The organism is Microbacterium sp. 18062 (assembly GCF_902706225.1).
In the GTDB taxonomy this organism is placed as follows: Bacteria; Actinomycetota; Actinomycetes; order Actinomycetales; family Microbacteriaceae; genus Microbacterium.
On sequence record NZ_CACSKB010000043.1, the window covers coordinates 1 to 19,453 of the forward strand.

General features: G+C 72.2%; 14 protein-coding genes. 11 read left to right on the plus strand and 3 right to left on the minus strand.

All coding sequences use genetic code 11. The features are described 5' to 3' along the window. The first annotated feature begins 59 nt into the window (after window positions 1-59). From GVL03_RS14560 to galE, 4 genes are all read left to right on the plus strand, one after another. Complete coding sequence (locus GVL03_RS14560) at window positions 60-1,406, plus strand: sugar ABC transporter substrate-binding protein (RefSeq protein ID WP_373683846.1); 1,347 nt, start codon at window positions 60-62, stop codon at window positions 1,404-1,406. 63 nt (window positions 1,407-1,469) lie between these two features. Then, entirely contained in the window at window positions 1,470-2,987 is a 1,518-nt protein-coding gene (locus tag GVL03_RS14565) for an alpha-N-arabinofuranosidase (RefSeq protein ID WP_159501730.1), read from the plus strand. A gap of 30 nt (window positions 2,988-3,017) precedes the next feature. Then, window positions 3,018-4,787, plus strand: a complete 1,770-nt coding sequence (locus tag GVL03_RS14570; RefSeq protein ID WP_159501731.1) for a beta-galactosidase family protein — start codon at window positions 3,018-3,020, stop codon at window positions 4,785-4,787. 89 nt (window positions 4,788-4,876) lie between these two features. Further along, window positions 4,877-5,851 carry a UDP-glucose 4-epimerase GalE gene (gene galE / locus GVL03_RS14575; RefSeq protein ID WP_159501732.1) on the plus strand — a complete coding sequence of 325 codons (975 nt, stop codon included), beginning with the start codon at window positions 4,877-4,879 and terminating at the stop codon, window positions 5,849-5,851. 185 nt (window positions 5,852-6,036) lie between these two features. Here galE and GVL03_RS14580 read toward each other — a convergent pair whose 3' ends face one another. Continuing rightward, window positions 6,037-7,002: a LacI family DNA-binding transcriptional regulator gene (locus GVL03_RS14580; protein WP_235038183.1), complete on the minus strand. Its 966-nt coding sequence runs from the start codon at window positions 7,000-7,002 to the stop codon at window positions 6,037-6,039. 62 nt (window positions 7,003-7,064) lie between these two features. On the opposite strand from GVL03_RS14580, the gene galT reads away from it, so the two are divergent. Further along, window positions 7,065-8,261 carry a galactose-1-phosphate uridylyltransferase gene (gene galT, locus GVL03_RS14585; RefSeq protein WP_159501754.1) on the plus strand — a complete coding sequence of 399 codons (1,197 nt, stop codon included), beginning with the start codon at window positions 7,065-7,067 and terminating at the stop codon, window positions 8,259-8,261. After that, window positions 8,258-9,466 (plus strand): galactokinase, encoded by a 1,209-nt coding sequence (gene galK, locus GVL03_RS14590; protein WP_373683847.1) that lies wholly within the window; start codon window positions 8,258-8,260, stop codon window positions 9,464-9,466. The genes galT and galK overlap by 4 nt, the downstream gene beginning before the upstream one ends. Window positions 9,467-9,521: 55 nt before the next feature. Here the strand turns inward: galK and GVL03_RS14595 are convergent, their stop codons facing one another. After that, a complete protein-coding gene (locus GVL03_RS14595) occupies window positions 9,522-11,744 on the minus strand; it encodes a glycoside hydrolase family 3 C-terminal domain-containing protein (protein ID WP_159501733.1) in 2,223 nt (740 codons plus the stop codon). Between the two features lie 104 nt (window positions 11,745-11,848). On the opposite strand from GVL03_RS14595, the gene GVL03_RS14600 reads away from it, so the two are divergent. Continuing rightward, a complete protein-coding gene (locus GVL03_RS14600) occupies window positions 11,849-12,463 on the plus strand; it encodes a TetR/AcrR family transcriptional regulator (protein ID WP_159501734.1) in 615 nt (204 codons plus the stop codon). Further along, entirely contained in the window at window positions 12,460-13,947 is a 1,488-nt protein-coding gene (locus GVL03_RS14605; protein ID WP_159501735.1) for a carboxylesterase/lipase family protein, read from the plus strand. The genes GVL03_RS14600 and GVL03_RS14605 overlap by 4 nt, the downstream gene beginning before the upstream one ends. Before the next feature lie 54 nt (window positions 13,948-14,001). On the opposite strand, the gene GVL03_RS14610 is transcribed toward GVL03_RS14605, so the two are convergent. Then, complete coding sequence (locus GVL03_RS14610; protein ID WP_159501736.1) at window positions 14,002-15,000, minus strand: LacI family DNA-binding transcriptional regulator; 999 nt, start codon at window positions 14,998-15,000, stop codon at window positions 14,002-14,004. 196 nt (window positions 15,001-15,196) lie between these two features. On the opposite strand from GVL03_RS14610, the gene GVL03_RS14615 reads away from it, so the two are divergent. From GVL03_RS14615 to GVL03_RS14625, 3 genes are read left to right on the plus strand one after another with little or no spacing between them, the layout of a single operon-like run. Further along, on the plus strand, window positions 15,197-16,744 hold the full coding sequence (locus GVL03_RS14615) for an ABC transporter substrate-binding protein (protein ID WP_159501737.1): 1,548 nt from the start codon (window positions 15,197-15,199) through the stop codon (window positions 16,742-16,744). Window positions 16,745-16,768: 24 nt separating this feature from the next. Continuing rightward, a complete protein-coding gene (locus GVL03_RS14620) occupies window positions 16,769-17,710 on the plus strand; it encodes an ABC transporter permease (protein ID WP_159501738.1) in 942 nt (313 codons plus the stop codon). Further along, on the plus strand, window positions 17,707-19,449 hold the full coding sequence (locus GVL03_RS14625; protein WP_159501739.1) for a dipeptide/oligopeptide/nickel ABC transporter permease/ATP-binding protein: 1,743 nt from the start codon (window positions 17,707-17,709) through the stop codon (window positions 19,447-19,449). The genes GVL03_RS14620 and GVL03_RS14625 overlap by 4 nt, the downstream gene beginning before the upstream one ends. The last annotated feature ends 4 nt before the right edge of the window (window positions 19,450-19,453 follow it).

A 19,453-nucleotide genomic window follows, 5' to 3' on the forward strand; every position in this document is an offset into this window, starting at 1 on the left:
CACCACCACCCCGGAGCGTCCCGCCCCGGAATCCGCAACAACGAAGTGAAGGACATCCCATGACAACCATGCGCAAGGGATCGGCGCTGCGTCGCGTCGCATCCGTCGTGGCCGCCAGCGCCGTGGCCGGCATCACGCTGGGCGCCTGCTCGTCGGGCGGCGCCGCCACCGGCGGCGGCACCCCGGACGACCTCGACGCGGCGCTCGAGGCCGGCGGCGAGATCACGTACTGGTCGTGGACCCCCTCGGCCGAGGACCAGGCCGCGGCATTCGAGGCCAGGTACCCGAACGTCACGGTGAACGTGGTCAACGCGGGCACCAACACCGAGGAGTACACGAAGCTGCAGAACGCCATCAAGGCGGGCTCGGGCGCGCCCGACGTCGTGCAGATCGAGTACTACGCCTTCCCGCAGTTCGCCCTGACCGAGGGTCTGCTCGACCTCGCCCCGTACGGTTTCGGCGATCTCGAGGACGACTACACGGCCTCGACCTGGAACTCGGTCGACTTCGACGGCAGGATCTACGGCCTGCCGCAGGACTCCGGCCCCATGGCCATGTTCTACAACAAGGCCGTGTTCGACCAGTACGGTCTCACCGTCCCCACCACCTGGGACGAGTACATCGCCACCGCGCAGCAGCTGACCGCGGCGGATCCCACCAAGAGGATCACGAACGACACCGGCGACGCCGGCTTCGCGACGAGCATGATCTGGCAGGCCGGCGGCCAGCCGTTCGCCGTCGACGGCACGCAGGTCACGATCGACCTCGCCGACGAGGGCTCGCGGCTGTGGGCCGACACCTGGAACCGGCTCGTCGAGGAAGACCTGCTCTCGGACGCCTCCAGCTGGAGCGACGAGTGGTTCCAGGGACTCGGCGACGGATCGATCGCGACCCTCGTGATCGGCGCCTGGATGCCCGGCAACCTCGAGTCGTCGGTGCCCGACGCCTCCGGCGACTGGCGCATCGCCCCCATCCCGACCTACGACGGCACGCCCGTCTCGGCGGAGAACGGGGGCGGCGGCCAGGCGGTGACCCGGCAGAGCGAGAACCCGGCGCTCGCCGCGGCGTTCCTCGAGTGGCTGAACAACGACGAGGAGAGCCTCACGATCTTCGCTGAGAGCGGCGGATTCCCCTCGACCACCGCCCAGCTCGAGTCCGACGAGTTCCTCGGCTACGAGTCGGAGTACTTCGGCGGTCAGAAGATCAACGAGGTGCTCGTCCAGGCCGCCGCGGACGTGCGCGAGGGATGGCAGTACCTGCCGTTCCAGGTGTACGCGAACAGCATCTTCGGCGACACGGTCGGACAGTCCTACGCCTCGCAGGGCGACCTGAACGAGGGACTCGCCACCTGGCAGGAGCAGCTCGTCCAGTACGGCAACGACCAGGGCTTCTCGGTCGACGAGTAAAGCGCATCACCACGGGGGCGGATCGCCGGTCGATCCGCCCCCGCTCTCATCCCGGAGGAAACCATGCCCCGCACGACCCGCATCGCGCTCGACCTCGCCTCGGCCGGTGCCGAGGTCTCCCCGCGACTGTTCGGCACGTTCGTCGAGCACATGGGACGGTGCGTCTACGGCGGGATCCACGAGCCGGCGCACCCGACGGCGGATGCGGCGGGCTTCCGGGAGGACGTGCTGCAGCTCGTCCGCGAGCTCGGGGCGACGGTCGTGCGCTACCCGGGCGGCAACTTCGTCTCGGGCTACCGCTGGGAGGACGGCGTCGGCCCCGTCGACGAACGACCCGTGCGCCTGGACGCCGCCTGGCACAGCACCGAGTCGAACCGGGTGGGACTCCACGAGCTCGCCGCGTGGGCGGAGCGCGCCGGTCTCGAGCTCATCGAGGCCGTGAACCTCGGCACGCGCGGCGCCGCCGAGGCGGCGGACCTGCTCGAGTATGCGAACCATCCGGGCGGCACCGCCCGGAGCGAGCAGCGCCGGGCGAACGGACGGGACGAGCCGTTCGGCATCCGCATCTGGTGCCTCGGCAACGAGATGGACGGGCCCTGGCAGATCGGGCACAAGACGGCCGACGAGTACGGTCGCCTCGCCGCCGAGACGGCCCGGCTCATGCGCTTCCACGATCCCTCGCTCGAGCTCGTCGCCGCCGGAAGCTCCAACCGCGAGATGTCCACGTTCGGCGAGTGGGAGCGCACGGTTCTGCGGCACACCGCAGGACTCGTCGACCACATCTCGGTGCACGCCTACTACGAGGAGCAGGATGGAGACGCCGCCAGCTTCCTCGCCTCGAACGTGCATCTCGACGGCTACATCGAGGACGTCGCGGCGATCATCGACGAGATCCGTGCCGAGCGCGGCATCACCGCCCCGATCGGCATCAGCGTCGACGAGTGGAACGTCTGGAACCAGACCCGCTGGAACGACGTCGACAAGGACGGTGTCCTCTCGGGCGGCTGGCCGGAGGCGCCGCGCCTCATCGAGGACCGGTACACCGTGACGGATGCGGTCGTCGTCGGGTCGCTGCTCATCTCCCTCATCCGTCACGCGGACCGGGTGAGCATGGCCAACCTCGCGCAGCTCGTGAACGTGATCGCCCCCATCCGCTGCGAGCCGGGTGGCGCGGCCTGGCGCCAGCCGACCTTCTTCCCGTTCCGCGACGCCGCCCGCCTCGCCCGCGGCCGCGTGATCCGCCCCGAGGTCGAGACGGACCTCGTGGCGACCTCCCGGTACGGCGAGGTCCCCCGCATCGACGCCGTGGCGACGTCCGACGGCGACACCGTCGCCCTGTTCGCCGTGAACCGCGGCCTGGACGGCGCCGTGCGCGTCCGCGTCCCGGCGGCGGGGCTGCGTCCGCTGGGCGCCGAGCTGCTCGCGGCCCCCGCCGACGGCGATCGGCACGCCACCAACACCGCCTACTCCTCCGCCGTCGCCTCACGCCCGCTCGAGGTGCGCGAGGAGGACGACGACCTGGTCTTCGACCTGCCCGCCGTGTCGTGGGCGAGCATCCGTCTCGCCCGCAGCCGCACGTGAACCCACCATCCCTCGGACAACGGAACGACTGTGACCACCTTCACCATCGGCGAGACCGACTTCCTGCTCGACGGCCGGCCGCACCGCATCATCTCGGGCGCGCTGCACTACTTCCGCGTGCATCCCGAGCACTGGGCCGACCGCATCCGCAAGGCCCGCCTGCTCGGCCTCAACACGATCGAGACGTACGTCGCCTGGAACGCCCACGAGCCGGTGCGCGGCGAATGGGACGCCACCGGTTGGAACGACCTCGGCCGCTTCCTCGATCTCGTCGCCGCCGAGGGCATGCACGCCATCGTGCGCCCCGGTCCGTACATCTGCGCCGAGTGGCACAACGGAGGGCTGCCGGTCTGGCTCACGGGGCTCGAAGGCGCCGTGCTCCGCACCTCTGAGCCGACCTACCTCGCCGAGGTCACCCGCTACCTCCGGAACGTCTACGAGATCGTCGTGCCGCGACAGATCGACCGCGGCGGCAACGTCGTGCTGGTGCAGATCGAGAACGAGTACGGTGCGTACGGCGCCGACAAGGAGTACCTCACCGAGCTCACCCGCGCGACCCGCGAGGCCGGGGTCACCGTGCCGCTCACGACCGTCGACCAGCCGACGCCGCGGATGCTGCGCGACGGCGGCCTGCCGGGACTGCACGTGACGGGATCCTTCGGCTCGCGCGCGATCGAGCGGCTCGCGACGCTGCGCGAGTTCCAGCCCACCGGCCCTCTCATGTGCTCGGAGTTCTGGGACGGCTGGTTCGACTGGTGGGGCGGGGTGCACCACACGACGGATGCCGCCGCATCCGCCGCCGAGCTCGACGCCCTGCTCGCCGCGGGCGCGTCGGTGAACCTCTACATGGTGCACGGCGGCACGAACTTCGGGCTGACGAACGGCGCGAACGACAAGGGCCGGTACGCACCGCTGATCACGTCGTACGACTACGACGCCCCGCTCGACGAGGCCGGAGATCCCACCGCGAAGTACCACGCGTTCCGCGAGGTCATCGCCAGGTACGCGCCCGTACCGCGCGAGATGCCCGCGGTCGCCGCGCCCGCGCCCGCCTTCGAGGTGCCGCTCGTCGCCACCGGCGACTGGCTTCCTTCCCCAGACTCCGACCGCGGGATTCCACGGGATGCCGCCTCGCGGTCGATGCCGCCCACATTCGAGGATCTCGGCCATCTCGGCGCCCTCGTGCGGTACGACGCCGCCATCGATCCGAGTGCGTTCGGCGGCGCCGATGCGGCACCGCTCGTGCTCGAGGAGGTGCGCGACCTCGCCTGGGTGCTGGTCGACGGTCGACCCGTCGGGCGACTGTCGCGGGCGCTCCACGAACGCGCGGTCCCGGTGCCGCGCGGCGAGACCCTCACGGTGCTGGTCGAGGATCAGGGCCGCGTCAACTACGACGTGCGCCTCGGCGAGAAGAAGGGGCTGATCGGCACGGTCACGCTCGGTGGCGCGCCGGTCACCGGCTGGCGCGCGACGCCGATCGATCTGGACGACGTGCGCGCGGCGGTCGCCGCATCCGACGCCCGGCCCAGCGCCGGACGCACCGGCCTTCGCGCCGCGTTCACGCTCGACGAGCCCGCCGACCTGTTCCTCGACACCGCGCCGCTCGGCAAGGGGTTCGCGTTCGTCAACGGGTTCCTGCTCGGCCGGTACTGGGTCAACGGCCCGCAGCGCACGCTCTTCGTGCCTGCGCCCGTGACCCGCGCCGGCGGGAACGCGCTCGTGCTCGTCGAGCTCGAGCAGGTCGCCGAGCCGGTCGCGCGCTTCGTGCCCGCAGCCCGCCTCGGCCACCTCGAGGAGTGAGCGCGCGCTCAGCGTCGGACGCGATCGCGGGGGTGCGGGAGAATGACGGGGACGAGGACCGGGGGACGCCCGGCCGGTGAAGGAGAGACATGTCCTGGCTTGTAACCGGAGGCGCCGGATACATCGGAGCGCACGTCGTGCGCGCGCTCGCGGATGCGGGACTGCCGCCCGTCGTGATCGACGACCTCTCCAGCGGCCACGAGGGCTTCGTTCCCGCGGGCGTGCCGTTCGTCCGCGGGAGCATCCTGGAGCGCGCTCTCCTCGAGCGCGCTCTCCTCGAGCACGACGTCGAAGGCGTCATCCACGTCGCCGGATACAAGTACGCGGGCGTCTCGGTGCAGCGTCCGCTGCACACCTACGAGCAGAACGTCGAGGGCACCCGCATCGTGCTCGCCGCCATGGCCGAGACGGGCGTCGACAAGCTCGTCTTCTCCTCGAGCGCCGCCGTCTACGGCACGCCCGACGTGCCGCTCGTGACCGAGGATCTGCCCAAGCGCCCCGCGTCGCCCTACGGCGAGTCGAAGCTGATCGGCGAGTGGCTCATCCGCGATCAGGCCGTCGCCACCGTCGGGTCGCCGCAGGCGCTCCGGCACACGTCGCTGCGCTACTTCAACGTGGTCGGCTCGGGCGACCCGGTCGTCTACGACACGAGCCCGCACAACCTGTTCCCGATCGTCTTCGAGAAGCTGATCGCGGGCGAGACCCCGCGGATCAACGGCGACGACTACGACACCGCGGATGGCACGAACGTGCGCGACTACGTGCACGTCGCCGACATCGCCGCCGCCCACGCGGTCGCCGCCCGCCGCCTCGCCGCGGGCGAGCCGGTGGAGCCGGCGTACAATCTCGGCTCCCAGAACGGCCTGTCGGTGCGGGAGATCATGGACGCCGTCGCGCGCGTCACCGGCATCGACTTCACCCCCGAGATCGGCCCGCGTCGCCCGGGCGACCCCGACCGCATCGTCGCGACCGGCGAGCTGGCCGCGCGCGACCTCGAGTGGGCCAACCGACACTCCGTCGACGAGATGGTGCGCTCGGGCTGGGAGGCGCGGCGGCGCGCCTGACTGCGGCAGGCACGCGAACGACGGCCGGCTCGGCTCGGTGGCCCGCGGTCGCGGTCCGTCGCCTGGCCCTCGTCGGTGTGCACGCCGGAGCGCAACTCCTCCACGACCGCCCGTCGCACCCGTGACGCGTCTCTGAAAGCCGAGATCGGAGGAGTTGTGCGCCCGCGGCCGGGATGCCGGCCGGCTCAGGCGCTGGCGCGCACCACGAGCGAGGCGGGCACGGTGACCGCCGCCGGCGGGGCATCGCGCTCGATCATCGCCACCAGCGCCTCGACGGCGCGGGCTCCGAGGGCGTCGAAGTCCTGCCGCACCGTGGTGAGGGGCGGCCGGTACTCCGCCGCATCCACCACGTCGTCGAAGCCCACGACCGCGACGTCCTCGGGCACGCGGCGCCCGGCGTCCGCGAGCGCGCGCAGCAGCCCGAGCGCCATCTGGTCGTTCGCGACGAAGACGGCGGATGCGGCGGCCAGCGCCTCGCCCGCCGTATGCCCCGCACGCGAGGTCCAGTCGCCGCGCACCGGCCGCGGTGCCGCAACACCCGCGTCGGCAAGAGCCTCGCGCCATCCCCGTTCCCGCTCGGCGGCCGCGAACGACTCCGCGGGGCCTGCGAGGTGATGCACCGTCGAACGCCCGCGCGAGAGGAGATGCGCGACGGCGGCACGGGCGCCCGCGGCGTGATCGGTCTGCACGATCGCGAACCGGTCGTCGGACGGCGAGTCCACGACCACGAGCCGCAGCCCCGCGGGCGGCACGCTGTCGCGGGCGAGCGTCGTCGCCTCGTTCAGCACGATCGCGCCGTCGACGCCCTGATCCCGCAGCCGTGCGAACACGTCGCCGATGTCCTTCGAGCCGGCCACCGTCACGATCGTCAGGACATAGTCGCGCGCGGAGGCCGCCTCGGCGATCGCCTGCAGCATCCGGGAGTTGCCGACCGAGGCCAGCGTCGAGACGACCAGGCCGATCGTGCGGGTGCGGCCGGTGCGCAGCGCCTGCGCCGCACGATGCATGCGATAGCCGAGCGCCGACATCGCCTCCTCGACGCGGGCGCGCGTGGCGGGATCGACGCGCGGACTGGCGTTCACGACCCGCGAGACGGTCTGTGCCGACACCCCCGCGCGGGCAGCGACATCGGCCATGGAGACGCGCTGCATGGGATTCCTCTCTCGGGTGTGTTGACGATACCACGGCTGGAAGGTAGCGTGTTATCGTGAACATACCCGAGCAGGCAGCCATCGCACTCGGCGCCGGCGTCGTCAAACGCCCCACCCGCCTGGCCGACGGCCGCGAGCTGATCTACTTCGACGATCCGGACACCGCCCTCGGCCCCGAGCGCGGTGTCGACGCGCGCGCACTGGCGCCGCGGCCCGAGACCGCGACGATGCGGTTCGACGTACTCACCGGCGACTGGATCTCCGTCGCCGCGAACCGGCAGAACCGGGCGTTCCTGCCCCCCGCCGAGCTCGACCCGCTGTCGCCGCAGACGCCGACGAATCCGTCCGAGATCCCCTCGCGCTATGACGTCGCGGTCTTCGAGAACAGGTCGCCGTCCTTCGGACCGGCCCTCGCGACCGCCACCGGCGACGCGCCGGCCGCCGCCGATCCCCCGCGCGGGCTCGACGACCTCGTCGCGTACGGCCTCGGCCGCACCCGCACCTCGGTCGGCCGCACCGAGGTCGTCTGCTTCAGTCCCGAGCACGCCGGCTCCTTCGGCACGCAGACCGTCACCCGCGCCCGCACCGTGATCGAGGCGTGGGCCGACCGCACCGCCGCCCTGTCGGCCCTGCCCGGGATCGAGCAGGTCTTCCCGTTCGAGAACCGCGGGCAGGAGATCGGCGTCACCCTGCCGCACCCGCACGGTCAGATCTACGCGTACCCGTACATCACGCCCCGCACCCATCGCCTCCTGGACGCGCTCGAGCGCACGGGCCCGGACCTCTTCGACCGCATCCTCGCGTTCGAGTCCGCGAGCGAGCGCGTCGTCCTCACCGGCGAGCGCTGGACGGCGTTCGTGCCGTTCGCCGCGCGCTGGCCGATCGAGGTCCACCTCGTGCCGCACCGCCACGTCGCCGATCTCGCCGAGACGACGGATGCGGAACGCGACGAGCTCGCGCCGCTGTACCTGCGTCTGCTGCGCGGGATCGACGCGCTCTACGACGCCGACGCGTCGCGCGGAGCCTCGGGGGGCGTGGCCACACCCACGCCCTACATCGCCGCGTGGCACCAGGCGCCCGTGCGCAGGGGCCGCGACGGCGCGCGCCTGCGCCTCGAGCTCACCTCCCCCCGCCGCGCGGCGGACAAGCTCAAGTTCCTCGCCGGCTCCGAGTCGGCCATGGGCGCCTGGATCGGCGACGTGCCGCCCGAGACCGCGGCGGCCCGCATCCGCCACGCCGTCGAAGGAGTGCAGCTGTGACCGTCGAAGGAACTCCCCCTGTGACCGGAACGGATGCGGCCTCCGCCGTCCGCGACCTCTTCCTCCTCGAAGTCGGCCACGAGCCCGCCGGCCGATGGTCGGCGCCCGGGCGGGTGAACCTCATCGGCGAGCACACCGACTACAACGACGGCTTCGTGCTGCCGTTCGCCATCCCGCACCGCACGCACGTGCAGCTCGGCACACGTGCGGACGGCCGCATCCGGGTGGTCTCGACGTTCGACGAGGCGCCGGTGGAGGTTCCGCTCGACGAGCTCGACGAGCTCTTCCCCGGAGGGCGCGAGAACGTGCCGACGTGGTCGGCGTATCCGCTCGGCGTCGCCTGGGCGCTGCTGCGGGCGGCGGGCCGAGCGGCCCGCACGGTGCCCGGCGTCGACATCGCGATCGCCTCGAACGTGCCGGTGGGCGCCGGCCTGTCGTCGTCCGCCGCGATCGAGAGCGCGACCGCGGTCGCGCTGAACGACGCCTGGGGCCTGGGCCTCGATCGGGTCGCACTGGCCCGCGTCGGCCGCACCGCCGAGAACGAGGCGGTGGGCGCCCCGACCGGGATCATGGACCAGATGGCGTCGATGCTGGGACGATCCGACGCCGCGATCTTCCTCGACTGCCGGACGCTCGACGCCACCGTCGTCGACGTGGGCTTCGCCGCCGCGGACCTCGAGCTGCTCGTGCTCGACACCGGCGTGACGCACGCGCACTCGACCGGCGGCTACCGCGATCGCCGTGCCTCGTGCGAGCGCGGAGCCGAGGTCATGGGCGTGCCGGCGCTGCGCGATCTCTCGATCGCGGACCTCGCCGCCGCCGAACAGAGGCTGGATGACGTCACGTTCCGCCGCGTGCGGCACATCGTGACCGAGAACCAGCGCGTGCTCGACACCGTGCAGACGCTCCGCGAGTCGGGTCCGCGCGCGATCGGCGGTCTGCTCGTCGCCTCGCACGCGTCGATGCGCGACGACTTCGAGATCTCGGTGCCCGAGCTCGACGTCGCGGTCGAGGCCGCGCTGGAGGCGGGGGCCGTCGGCGCCCGCATGACCGGCGGCGGGTTCGGCGGAGCCGCGATCGCGCTGGTGGATCGCGCGCGCCGGGAGCGCGTTGCCGCGTCCGTCGAGACCGCGTTCGCCGCCGCCGGCTTCGCCGCGCCGCACGTGTTCAGCGTGACCCCCTCGGCGGGCGCGGCACGCGACTGAGCGCCGCGCCCCGCGCCCCGGCGCTCTCGCGGAGCGCGGGGCGCGGGGCAGCAGCTCAGGATGCGGCGTTGCCCGCGGCCAGCAGCTCCTCGATCCGCTCGGGGGTGATCGGCGCGTTCGGGAACCCGGCGAGGCGCCCGATCGGGAAGGAGGCCATCATCTTCAGCATCCCCTCGTCGTCGCCGAACATCGGCTCGACCGCCTCGCGGATGTCCGGTGCGGTCACGGGGTTCTCGAGCAGGTCGCCGATCGACGAGTCGGGGGTGAGCGGGACACGCACCTCGTCGCCGGAGACGGCCACGGTCGCCGTCGCGCGGATGTCGCGGCTCGAGGCGGCGACCTCGACCGTGTAGTCGCCGCCCTCGACGACCCAGGCGTCGACGCGCACGTCCCAGTACGCGAGGTCGGCGCGGCGCACCACGAGCGCGACCTCGCGGGTCTCGCCCGGATCGAGCTCGACCGAGGCGAACGCCTTCAGCTCGCGCGGCGCGCGGAGGACGACCGAGCGCTCGAGCGATGAGTAGACCTGCACGATCTCGCGGCCGGGGACGCGACCGGTGTTGGTCACCGGCACCGTCACGACCACGTCGCCGGATGCCGACACGGATGCGGACGCGGCCCCGTACCCGAACGTGGTGTAGGAGAGCCCGTGCCCGAACGGGAAGGCGACCGGGGTCTTCTTCGCATCGAACCCCCGGTAGCCGACGAGCAGGCCCTCGCCATAGCGCACATGGCCGAACTCGCCCGGGAAGAAACCGAACGAGGGCGAGTCCTCGAGCCGTAGCGGGATCGTCTCGGTGAGCTTGCCCGACGGGTTGACGACGCCGAAGAGCACGTCGGCGGTCGCGCCGCCCCCGGCCTGGCCGAGCAGCCAGCCCTCGACGATCGCCGGCACGCGGTCGGCGAACGGCAGCGCCACGACGCCTCCGTTCGAGAGCACGACGACGACGTTCGCCCCTGCGGCCAGAAGCGCGTCCAGCAGCTCGATCTGCTCGCCCGGCAGATCGATGTGCGCGCGATCGAACCCCTCGGACTCCTCCGCGGCGGGCAGCCCCAGGAACACCACGGTGGTCTCGGCCTCGGAGGCGACCGCGACGGCCTCCGCACGCAGAGCCGCCGCATCCCCCGATCCGTCCAGCGTGAACCCCGGGGCGTAGGCGACGTCGCCGGCGGCGAGCGCGCGGATGGCGTCCAGCGCCGCATCGAGGCGCGTCGGGTTGATGAGCGACGACCCGGCCCCCTGGTACCGGGGAGCCTCGGCGAAGGCGCCGACCACGGCGATGCGCACGTCACGGGCGAGCGGCAGCGTGGCCGCGTCGTTCTTCAGCAGCACGATCGAACGGGTCGCGGCCTCGTGCGCGAGCGCGTGGTGCGCGTCGACGTCGAGAGGCCCGTCCACCCCGTCGCGCGCCTGCGACTTGCGCACGAGATCGAGCACGCGGGCGGCGGCGGCGTCCAGCGCGGCCTCGTCCAGGGAGCCCTCGCGCACCGCCGCGACCAGCTGCGCATCCGTCCGCCCGCCGCTCGAGGGCATCTCGAGGTCGAGACCGGCGGGAAGACCCGCGACGCGGTCGTTCACCGCGCCCCAGTCCGACACGACGAGGCCCTCGAAGCCCCATTCCTCGCGCAGCACCGACGTCAGCAGCCACGGGTCCTCCGAGGCGTAGACGCCGTTGATGCGGTTGTAGGCGCACATGACCGTCCAGGGCTGCGCGTCCTCGACGACGCGCTGGAAGCCGCGCAGATAGATCTCGCGGAGCGGTCGCGGGTCGACGTCGCTCGAGACCCGGAGCCGGTCGGTCTCCTGGTTGTTCGCGGCGAAGTGCTTGAGCGAGGCCCCCACGCCCCGTGACTGGATGCCGCGCACGAGCCCCGCTCCGAGCACCCCTGCGACCACGGGGTCCTCGGAGAAGTACTCGAAGTTGCGGCCGCACAGCGGCGAGCGCTTGATGTTCACGCCCGGGCCGAGGATGACCGCCACGTCCTCGATCGCCGACTCGACGCCGAGGGCCGCGCCGACGCGCTCCGCCAGCTCGGGATCGAACGACGACCCGAGGGCCACGGCAGGCGGGAAGCAGGTGGCGGGCACGCTCGTCGCGATGCCGAGATGGTCGCTCGCACCCGCCTGCTTGCGCAGGCCGTGCGGGCCGTCCGTCATCATGACCGCCGGGACTCCCACCCGCTCGACGGGCTTCGTCGTCCAGAAGTCCGCGCCGCTGGTGAGCGCGGCCTTCTCCTCGAGGGTCAGATCTGCGGGCGTGGGGATGGGATCCGTCATCGGGCGTCGCTCCTTCGAGTGCGTGGCGGGGCATCGCCGCCCCGTGAAAAACCTTATGTTGCTCGGTTTTCAACGGCAAGCACCGTTCGGCATATCCTCGTTCCATGGCTCGACGAGGCTCCTACGCCAAGGGCGTCGCGAAGCGGGAGGAGATCCTCCACGCGGCGCTCGACGTCATCGCCCGCCAAGGCTTCCACGGCGCGTCCGTGCGCGAGCTCGCAGACGCGGTCGGCCTCAGCCAGGCGGGCCTGCTCCACTACTTCGACAGCAAGGAGGAGCTCTTCGTCGAGATCCTCCGCACCCGAGACCAGGTCGACCTCACGGCCTTCGGCGCGCCGCAGGAGACCTCCCCGGACCTCGAGACGCTCACGGCCGGCTACCTCCGCATCATCCGCCACAACGCCGAGGTGCCGGGACTCGTCCAGCTGTTCACGCAGATGTCGACGGATGCGGCCGACCCCCGGCATCCGGCGCACGCCTACTTCCTCGAGCGAGGCGCCGCGTTCCGCGCCGGCTTCGCCGCGGCGTTCACGCGCGCGCAGACGGCCGGTGCCGTGACCGCCCGCGTCCCCGCGCAGGCCATCGCCCGTATCCTCCAGTCCGTCTGGGACGGCGCGCAGCTGCAGTGGCTGCTCGACCCGACGGTCGACGTCGCCGACATCGTCGGGACCTTCCTGGCCACGCTCGTTCCCGCGACCCCGAAGAGCCCCCGCGCATGACGGACCACACTGGGAGCGCGTCGGACGCGCCGGTCGTCCGCACCACCGCCGGACTCGTGCGAGGCATCCGGCGAGCGGGTTCCGCCGCGTTCCTCGGCATCCCGTTCGCGCAGCCGCCGGTCGGCGACCTGCGCTTCGCGGGACCGGCGCCGATGGAGCCCTGGGAGGGCGTTCGCGATGCGACCGCGTACGGCGCCACCGCGCAGCGCGGCGACACCGGCTTCACCCTCATCCCCGAGCCGTCCGTGCCGGGCGACTCGACCCTGAACGTCAACGTCTTCACCCCCGAGGCCGATCCGTCGGCGCGCCGGCCCGTGCTGGTCTGGATCCACGGCGGCGGGTTCGTCTCGGGAACGCCGTCGAGCCCGTGGTACGACGGGTCCACGTTCGCCCGCGACGGGATCGTCCTGGTCGCCCTGTCGTACCGGCTGGGATTCGACGGCTTCGGCGACATCGAGGGGGCGCCGAGCAACCGCGGCGTGCGCGACTGGATCGCCGGGCTCGAATGGGTGCGGGAGAACATCGCCGCGTTCGGCGGGGACCCCGACCGGGTCACGATCGGCGGGCAGTCCGCGGGCGGAGGCGCCGTGCTCACCCTCCTCGGGATGCCCGCCGCGCAGCATCTCTTCCGCGCCGCATGGTCCGTCTCCGGCGCGCTCGGCGACGTCCCCCGCGCCGACGCCCGGGCCCGATCCGAGCGTCTGGCCGCGCTCGCCGGGGTCCGGGCGGACCGGCCGGGTCTCGCCTCGGTCGCGGAGCAGACACTCCACGATCTGCAGGAGCGGGCCGCATACGCGCCGGCACGGGACCGGCTCGTCACCGTGCGCGAGATGCTCGCGGGCATCGCCTGGGCGCCGATGATCGACAGAGAGCTGCTGACCCGCCCCACCGTCGAGGCGCTCGGCGCGGGCGTCGGCGCGGACAAGCCGCTCCTGATCGGCGCCGCCGACGACGAGTTCACGATGGTCGCCGCGCGGATAAGGCGGACGCTCCGGTTCGTGCCCGCCGGCCTCGCCCTGCGCGCCGTGGGGGTCGCCGCATCCGTCCGTCGCGACTACCTGCGCACGAACACCGGCCCGCGCCGCGCGGGAACGCCCGCGCTGCTCGGCCGATACGTCACGGATCGGGTGTTCCGTGCGCTGGTGGCGCGCGTCGCCACCGCCCGGGCCGGGGCACCCGCCCCCACGTGGGTGTATCGGTTCGGCTGGCGCTCCCCCGTGATCGGGTGGGCCTGCCACTGTCTGGACGTGCCCTTCTGGTTCGACGGGCTCGACGCGGCGGGGGTGCCGGAGATCGCGGGGGACTCACCGCCCCGCGACCTCGCCGTGGCCATGCACCGCACCGCCGTGGGTCTGGTGCGCGACGGCGTCGTCTCGTGGGAGCGATGGTCGGAGCACGAGCGGCCCACCCGCGTGTTCGACTCCCCCGCACCCGATCCCGCGGTCGTCCCGGACGGATACGCGAGCGTGGCAGCGCTCGTCTGACCCGAAGGTCTCCGCTCTCGGTCCCTGAGCGAGCCGGGAGGACCGGCGCCGGGATCACGTGCTGGAACGATGGATCACGTACGTGCGCGAAGACGCATCGGCCCCGGCGGACACGCTGTCGCCGAGGAAACGCGCCACGACCGAGCGACCGCTGCCCGCCGCATCGATCGAGACGGTCGTCAGCGGCGGGGCGAGGAATGCACCGAACGGGGCGTTGTCGACGCCGATCACTCCGACATCGCCGGGCACGGAAAGACCCAGCTGCTCGGCGACCGCGAGGACGACCACGGCGACCTCGTCGTCGAAGGCGCAGATGCCGACGCCTCCGCCGCGCTCGATGAGGGGCGCCAGCGCCGCGACGGCCCGCCCGCGATCGTGAGGCACATCGACCTGTCTCGGCAGCGGCAACCCTGCAGTCGTGCACGCACGCGCCGCGCCGATCTCCCGTGAACGGGCCATGACCGCGCGCGGGTTCTCCACGGTCGGCCCCGCGTAGATCAGCCGCTGCGCTCCACGTGCGATGAGGTGCTCGGCCTGGAGCTGCCCGATCTCCTCCTCCCACGGCCGCGGGAAGGAGGGATCGCCGTGGGCGGACGAGTACACGTGCGGCACGCCTGAGGAGACGATCCGCTCCGTCGCCTGCTCGCTCAGCGCCGTGAGCGCGATGACCCCATAGGGCCGGATCTCGTCGAGCAGGGCATGAAGCGCGTCGTCGCTCACGTGCTGATGCGTCACCGGCACGAGTCCCTCCTCGGCCAGCCGGTCCGAGATGGCGCGAAGGAAGGGCTCCGTCACGAAGCCCGAGAGCGCCCGCTCCGTGACGACGACCACGATCCGCGAATGACCTCTGCGCAGAGAGGCGGCCGCGGCACTCGGCACATAGGCGAGCCGCGCCGCCGCATCCCGCACCCGCTCGCGCGTCGCCGCGGGGATGGTCTGGCCCGGCACGTCGTTCAGGACGTAGCTGACGGTCGCCCGCGAGACCCCGCTCAACCGGGCGACGTCGGCGGCGGTGACGCGTCGACGCACATGCCGATCCTGCTCGGGGCTCACGCTCTCAGTATGTCGGACCGGTACGCGCACGCATCCGCCCCGTCGCCCCCGGCCGCGATCGCACCCCGTCGGATCGAACGCGGATCAATCGACACTTGCACGATTAAGTGGAAAGGGACTAGCGTTGTCCACCGCCGGGCGATCACGAACTGCACCCCGAACGCCCCGGCGGCAACTCGACTACGAAGGAGTATCGATGAGAGCCGACGCACGGCGGCCGATCGGCCGCCTGACACTCGCCACCGCAGCCGCGGCCATAGCCGCCCTGTCCCTCCCGGCCTGCAGCGCAGCCACGGAGACGACCGACCCCGAGGAGAAGGACTACTCGGTGCTCACGCTCGCCGCGGCGACCCCGCCCGCGTCGTGGGACCCGGCGCTCCAGACGAGCGCGTTCGACGGGACCTGGCAGTGGACGGCCGTCTACGACACGCTCCTCACCTGCAACGAGGACGGCACCGTCGGCCCTGGCGCGGCCGAGGACTTCGAGCTCGCCGACGACAACACGACGCTGTCGCTCACGCTGCGCGACGGGATGACCTTCGAGGACGGCGCGCCGGTGGATGCGGCGGCCGTCACGGCCTCGATCGAGCACATGCAGAACGGCGGCGGGTCCGACGCGGTCCGCGTCGCCGGGCTGACGGTGGACGCCCCCGACGAGCGCACCGTCGTCATCACCTCCCCGGAGCCCCGCGGGCTGCTGGCGACGTACATGTGCCTCAGCCCCGGCATCATCGCCTCGCCCGAGGCCATCGCGTCCGCCGACGTCGACTCCGTGCCCGTGAGCTCCGGCCCCTACGCCTTCGACGCCGCGGCCTCGACGAGCGGATCCGTGCTCACGTTCACCAAGCGGGCGGACTACTGGAACGCCGACGCGTACCCGTACGAGTCGCTCGTCATCACGGTGATGCCCGACGCGACCGCACGCCTCAACGCGCTCAAGACGGGGCAGGTGGACGGAGCCATGATCGCGGGCGAGACGGTCGCCGAGGCCGAGGCCTCCCGGCTCGAAGTGCTCGAGTGGACCGACGCCACGAACGGGATCGTCGTCTTCGACCGGGACGGCGCGATCGTGCCCGCGCTCGCGGACGCGCGCGTCCGGCGGGCGATGAACATGGTGTTCGATCGCGAGGCCATCGCGACCGGGCTCTTCCAGGGCCGCGCCCAGCCCACCGCCCAGATGTTCGGCCCGGACTCGGACGCGTACCTGGCGGAGCTCGACGACACCTATGCGTACGACATCGAGGGCGCCAGGAGCCTGCTGGCCGAAGCCGGGTACGCGGACGGCTTCGACATCGAGATCCCGTCGCGCTCGCCGCAGACGGATCAGGCCAATCCGCTGATCACGCAGCAGCTCGCCCAGATCGGCATCACGGTCACGGAGACGCCGCTCGCCGCGGCCTCCGCCATTCCCGAGATCCTCAGCGGGCGGTTCGCCATGACCTACATCGCGATGCCGCTGTCGTCGCCGTTGTGGAACGTGGGGCAGTCCATCAGCCCGACGGCGACGTGGAACGTGCTCGACACGCAGACCGCCGAGCTCACCGCGTTGACCGACGCCGCGCAGGCGGCGCAGGGCGACGAGCTGGCCGAGCTCACCCAGGACATCAACCGGTACGTCGTCGACAACGCCTGGTTCGTGCCGTGGAGCCTTCGCACCGCGTACTTCGCGACCGCCGGCGACGTGACCGTCGACGGCGTCCCCGACCCGTACTTCCAGGTCCCGCAGCTGCGGTCCTTCAGCTGATCGCACACCGAGGAGGGTCCGCCGATGGTGGGGTTCGTGGTCAAACGCGTGGGATCGAGCATCCTTCTCGCGCTGGGGGTGTCGTTCGCGACGTTCGCACTCGTCTTCGGCAACGGACCCGCCATCGCGCGGACGCTCCTCGGCGTCGACGCCACCGACGAGCAGGTCGCCGCGAGAGCGGCGGAGCTGGGCCTGGACCGCCCCGTCCTCGTGCAGTACGTCGGATGGCTCGCCGACGCGTTCCGAGGAGACCTCGGCACGAGCTACTACACCGGGGAACCGGTCTCCGCGATCCTCGCGGCCCGCATCCCGGTCACGCTCGCGCTGGTCGGCGTCGCCATGCTGCTGACGGCGGTCTTGAGCGCCCTGCTGGGCATCGCGAGCGCCGTCAGCGGCGGGTGGGTCGACCGCATCATGCAGGTGGTCGCCCTCATCGGCACCGCCGTGCCGAGCTTCATCATCGCCATCGTGCTCGTCATGACGCTGGCGGTCGGCGCGAGGCTCTTCCCCGCCACGGGTTTCGTCCCCTTCGCGCAGAACCCCGCCGCCTGGGCGATGAGCCTCGCCCTCCCCGTGACGGCGGTCGTCGTCTCCTCCGTCGGCCCCGCGTCGCAGCAGTTCCGTGCCGCGGTGAAGGACGTCCTCTCCCGGGACTTCGTCCGAACCCTCCGGGCACGCGGGATGCGCCCGTCCGCCGTCGTGTTCCAGCACGTGTTCCGGAACGCGGCCGGTCCGGGCATCATCATCCTGGGCCTGCAGATCATCGTGCTGATGGGTGGCGTCGTCGTCATCGAGAGAGTCTTCGCGCTGCCCGGCGTCGGGGAGCTCTCCGTCTCCTCGTCCCTTCTCGGCGACATCCCGATCGTGATGGGATGCGTCCTCTTCGTGATCGTCGTGGTGGTCGTCGTCAACCTCGCCGCCGACCTCGCGAACGCCGCTCTGAACCCGAAGGTGAGGCATCGATGAACGCCACGCCCGCTCCCGCCGCGGCCGGGGCGACCCGCGTCGACGTGCCGCATCCGTTCCGGCGGCTCGCGAGGAACCCGTTCGGCATCGTCTCCATCGCGCTGATCGCACTCATGGTCCTGGTGGCCGTGCTCGCGCCCTGGCTGGCGCCCTTCGATCCGAACTCCACCCGCGTCGAGCTGACGAACGCGCCCCCCTTCCAGGGAGACTATGCGCTCGGTGGGGACATGGCCGGTCGCGACGTTCTCTCCCGGCTCGTCTGGGCGACGCGCGGCACGCTTCTGGCCGGCGTCGTCGTGCTCGGCGTGTCGTTGAGCATCGGCGTCCTGGCGGGGCTGCTCGCCGGGTACTACGCCGGTCTCGTCGAGACCGTGGGGAACGGGATATCCGATGCGGTCCTCGCCCTGCCGGGCGTCGTGCTCCTGATCGCCATGTACGCAGTCATCGGTCCGAACATCCTGCTCGCGATGGCGATCTACGGCGTGCTCGTCGCGCCCATCTTCTACCGTCTCGTGCGGGGCGTGGTGGCGGGGGTACGCGGCGAGCTCTACATCGACGCGGCCAAGGTGTCCGGCCTCAGCGACACCCGCATCCTCTTCCGGCACGTCCTGCGCGCCGTGCGCTCGCCCATCATCATCCAGAGCGCCTTCATCCTCGGCGCTGCGGTCGGGATCCAGGCGGCGCTGGAGTTCCTCGGCCTGGGCAGTCCCCGGGAGGCCTCCTGGGGAGGCATGCTCGACCTGGCGTTCCGCAACATCTACGTCTCCCCGACGGGAGTGCTGTGGCCGGCGCTCACCGTCACCGCGACCGTGCTCGCCTTCGTGCTCCTCGGCAACGCCCTCCGCGACGCGCTCGATCCCTCCTCGGGCCGGCGCCTGCTCACGAGCCGGCAGCGGCGGGACGCACGCTCCCGTGCGCCGCGACGCCGCGACGATCCGGCTCCCGTGCCGCCCGACGCCCTGCTGGGCATCCGCGACCTGCGGGTCGGCTACCCGCACGGACGGGACGAGGTGCGGAACGTGGTCCACGGCGTCGACCTCGACGTCGCGCGCGGCGAGATCGTGGGGCTCGTCGGCGAGTCCGGCTCCGGCAAGTCCCAGACGGCGTTCTCGATCCTCGGCGTCCTCCCCCCGACCGCCGTCGTGTCCGCCGGCTCTGTCCTGTTCGACGGCGTCGACATCCTCGGCCGCCGGGACCGGCTCCGACGGGTGCGCGGCACGCGGATCGCCTACATCCCGCAGGAGCCGATGACCAATCTGGATCCGACGATGACGGTGGGCCGGCAGATGGTCCGGGGGCTGCGGGCCGTGACCTCGCTCTCGAAGCCCGCGGCGCGAGCACGCGTGCTCGACCTCCTCCGCCGTGTGGGCATCGCGGACGCCGAGGACGTCGCACGCCGGTACCCCCACGAGATATCCGGAGGGATGGCGCAGCGCGTGCTCATCGCCGGCGCCGTCGCCGCGGAGCCCGAGCTGATCATCGCCGACGAGCCGACGACGGCGCTCGACGTCACCGTGCAGGCGGAGGTGCTCGATCTCATCCGCGAGCTCCGGGACGAGCGCGGCCTCGCGGTGATCCTCGTCACCCACAATCTCGGCGTGGTGTCGGACGTCTGCGATCGCGTCGCTGTCATGAGAGCGGGCCGGATCGTCGAGGACACCTCGGTGCAGGCGTTCTTCGCAGGGCCCGAGCACGAGTACTCGCGGGCGCTGCTGCGCGCCGCGAGGGAACTGGACTGAGGTG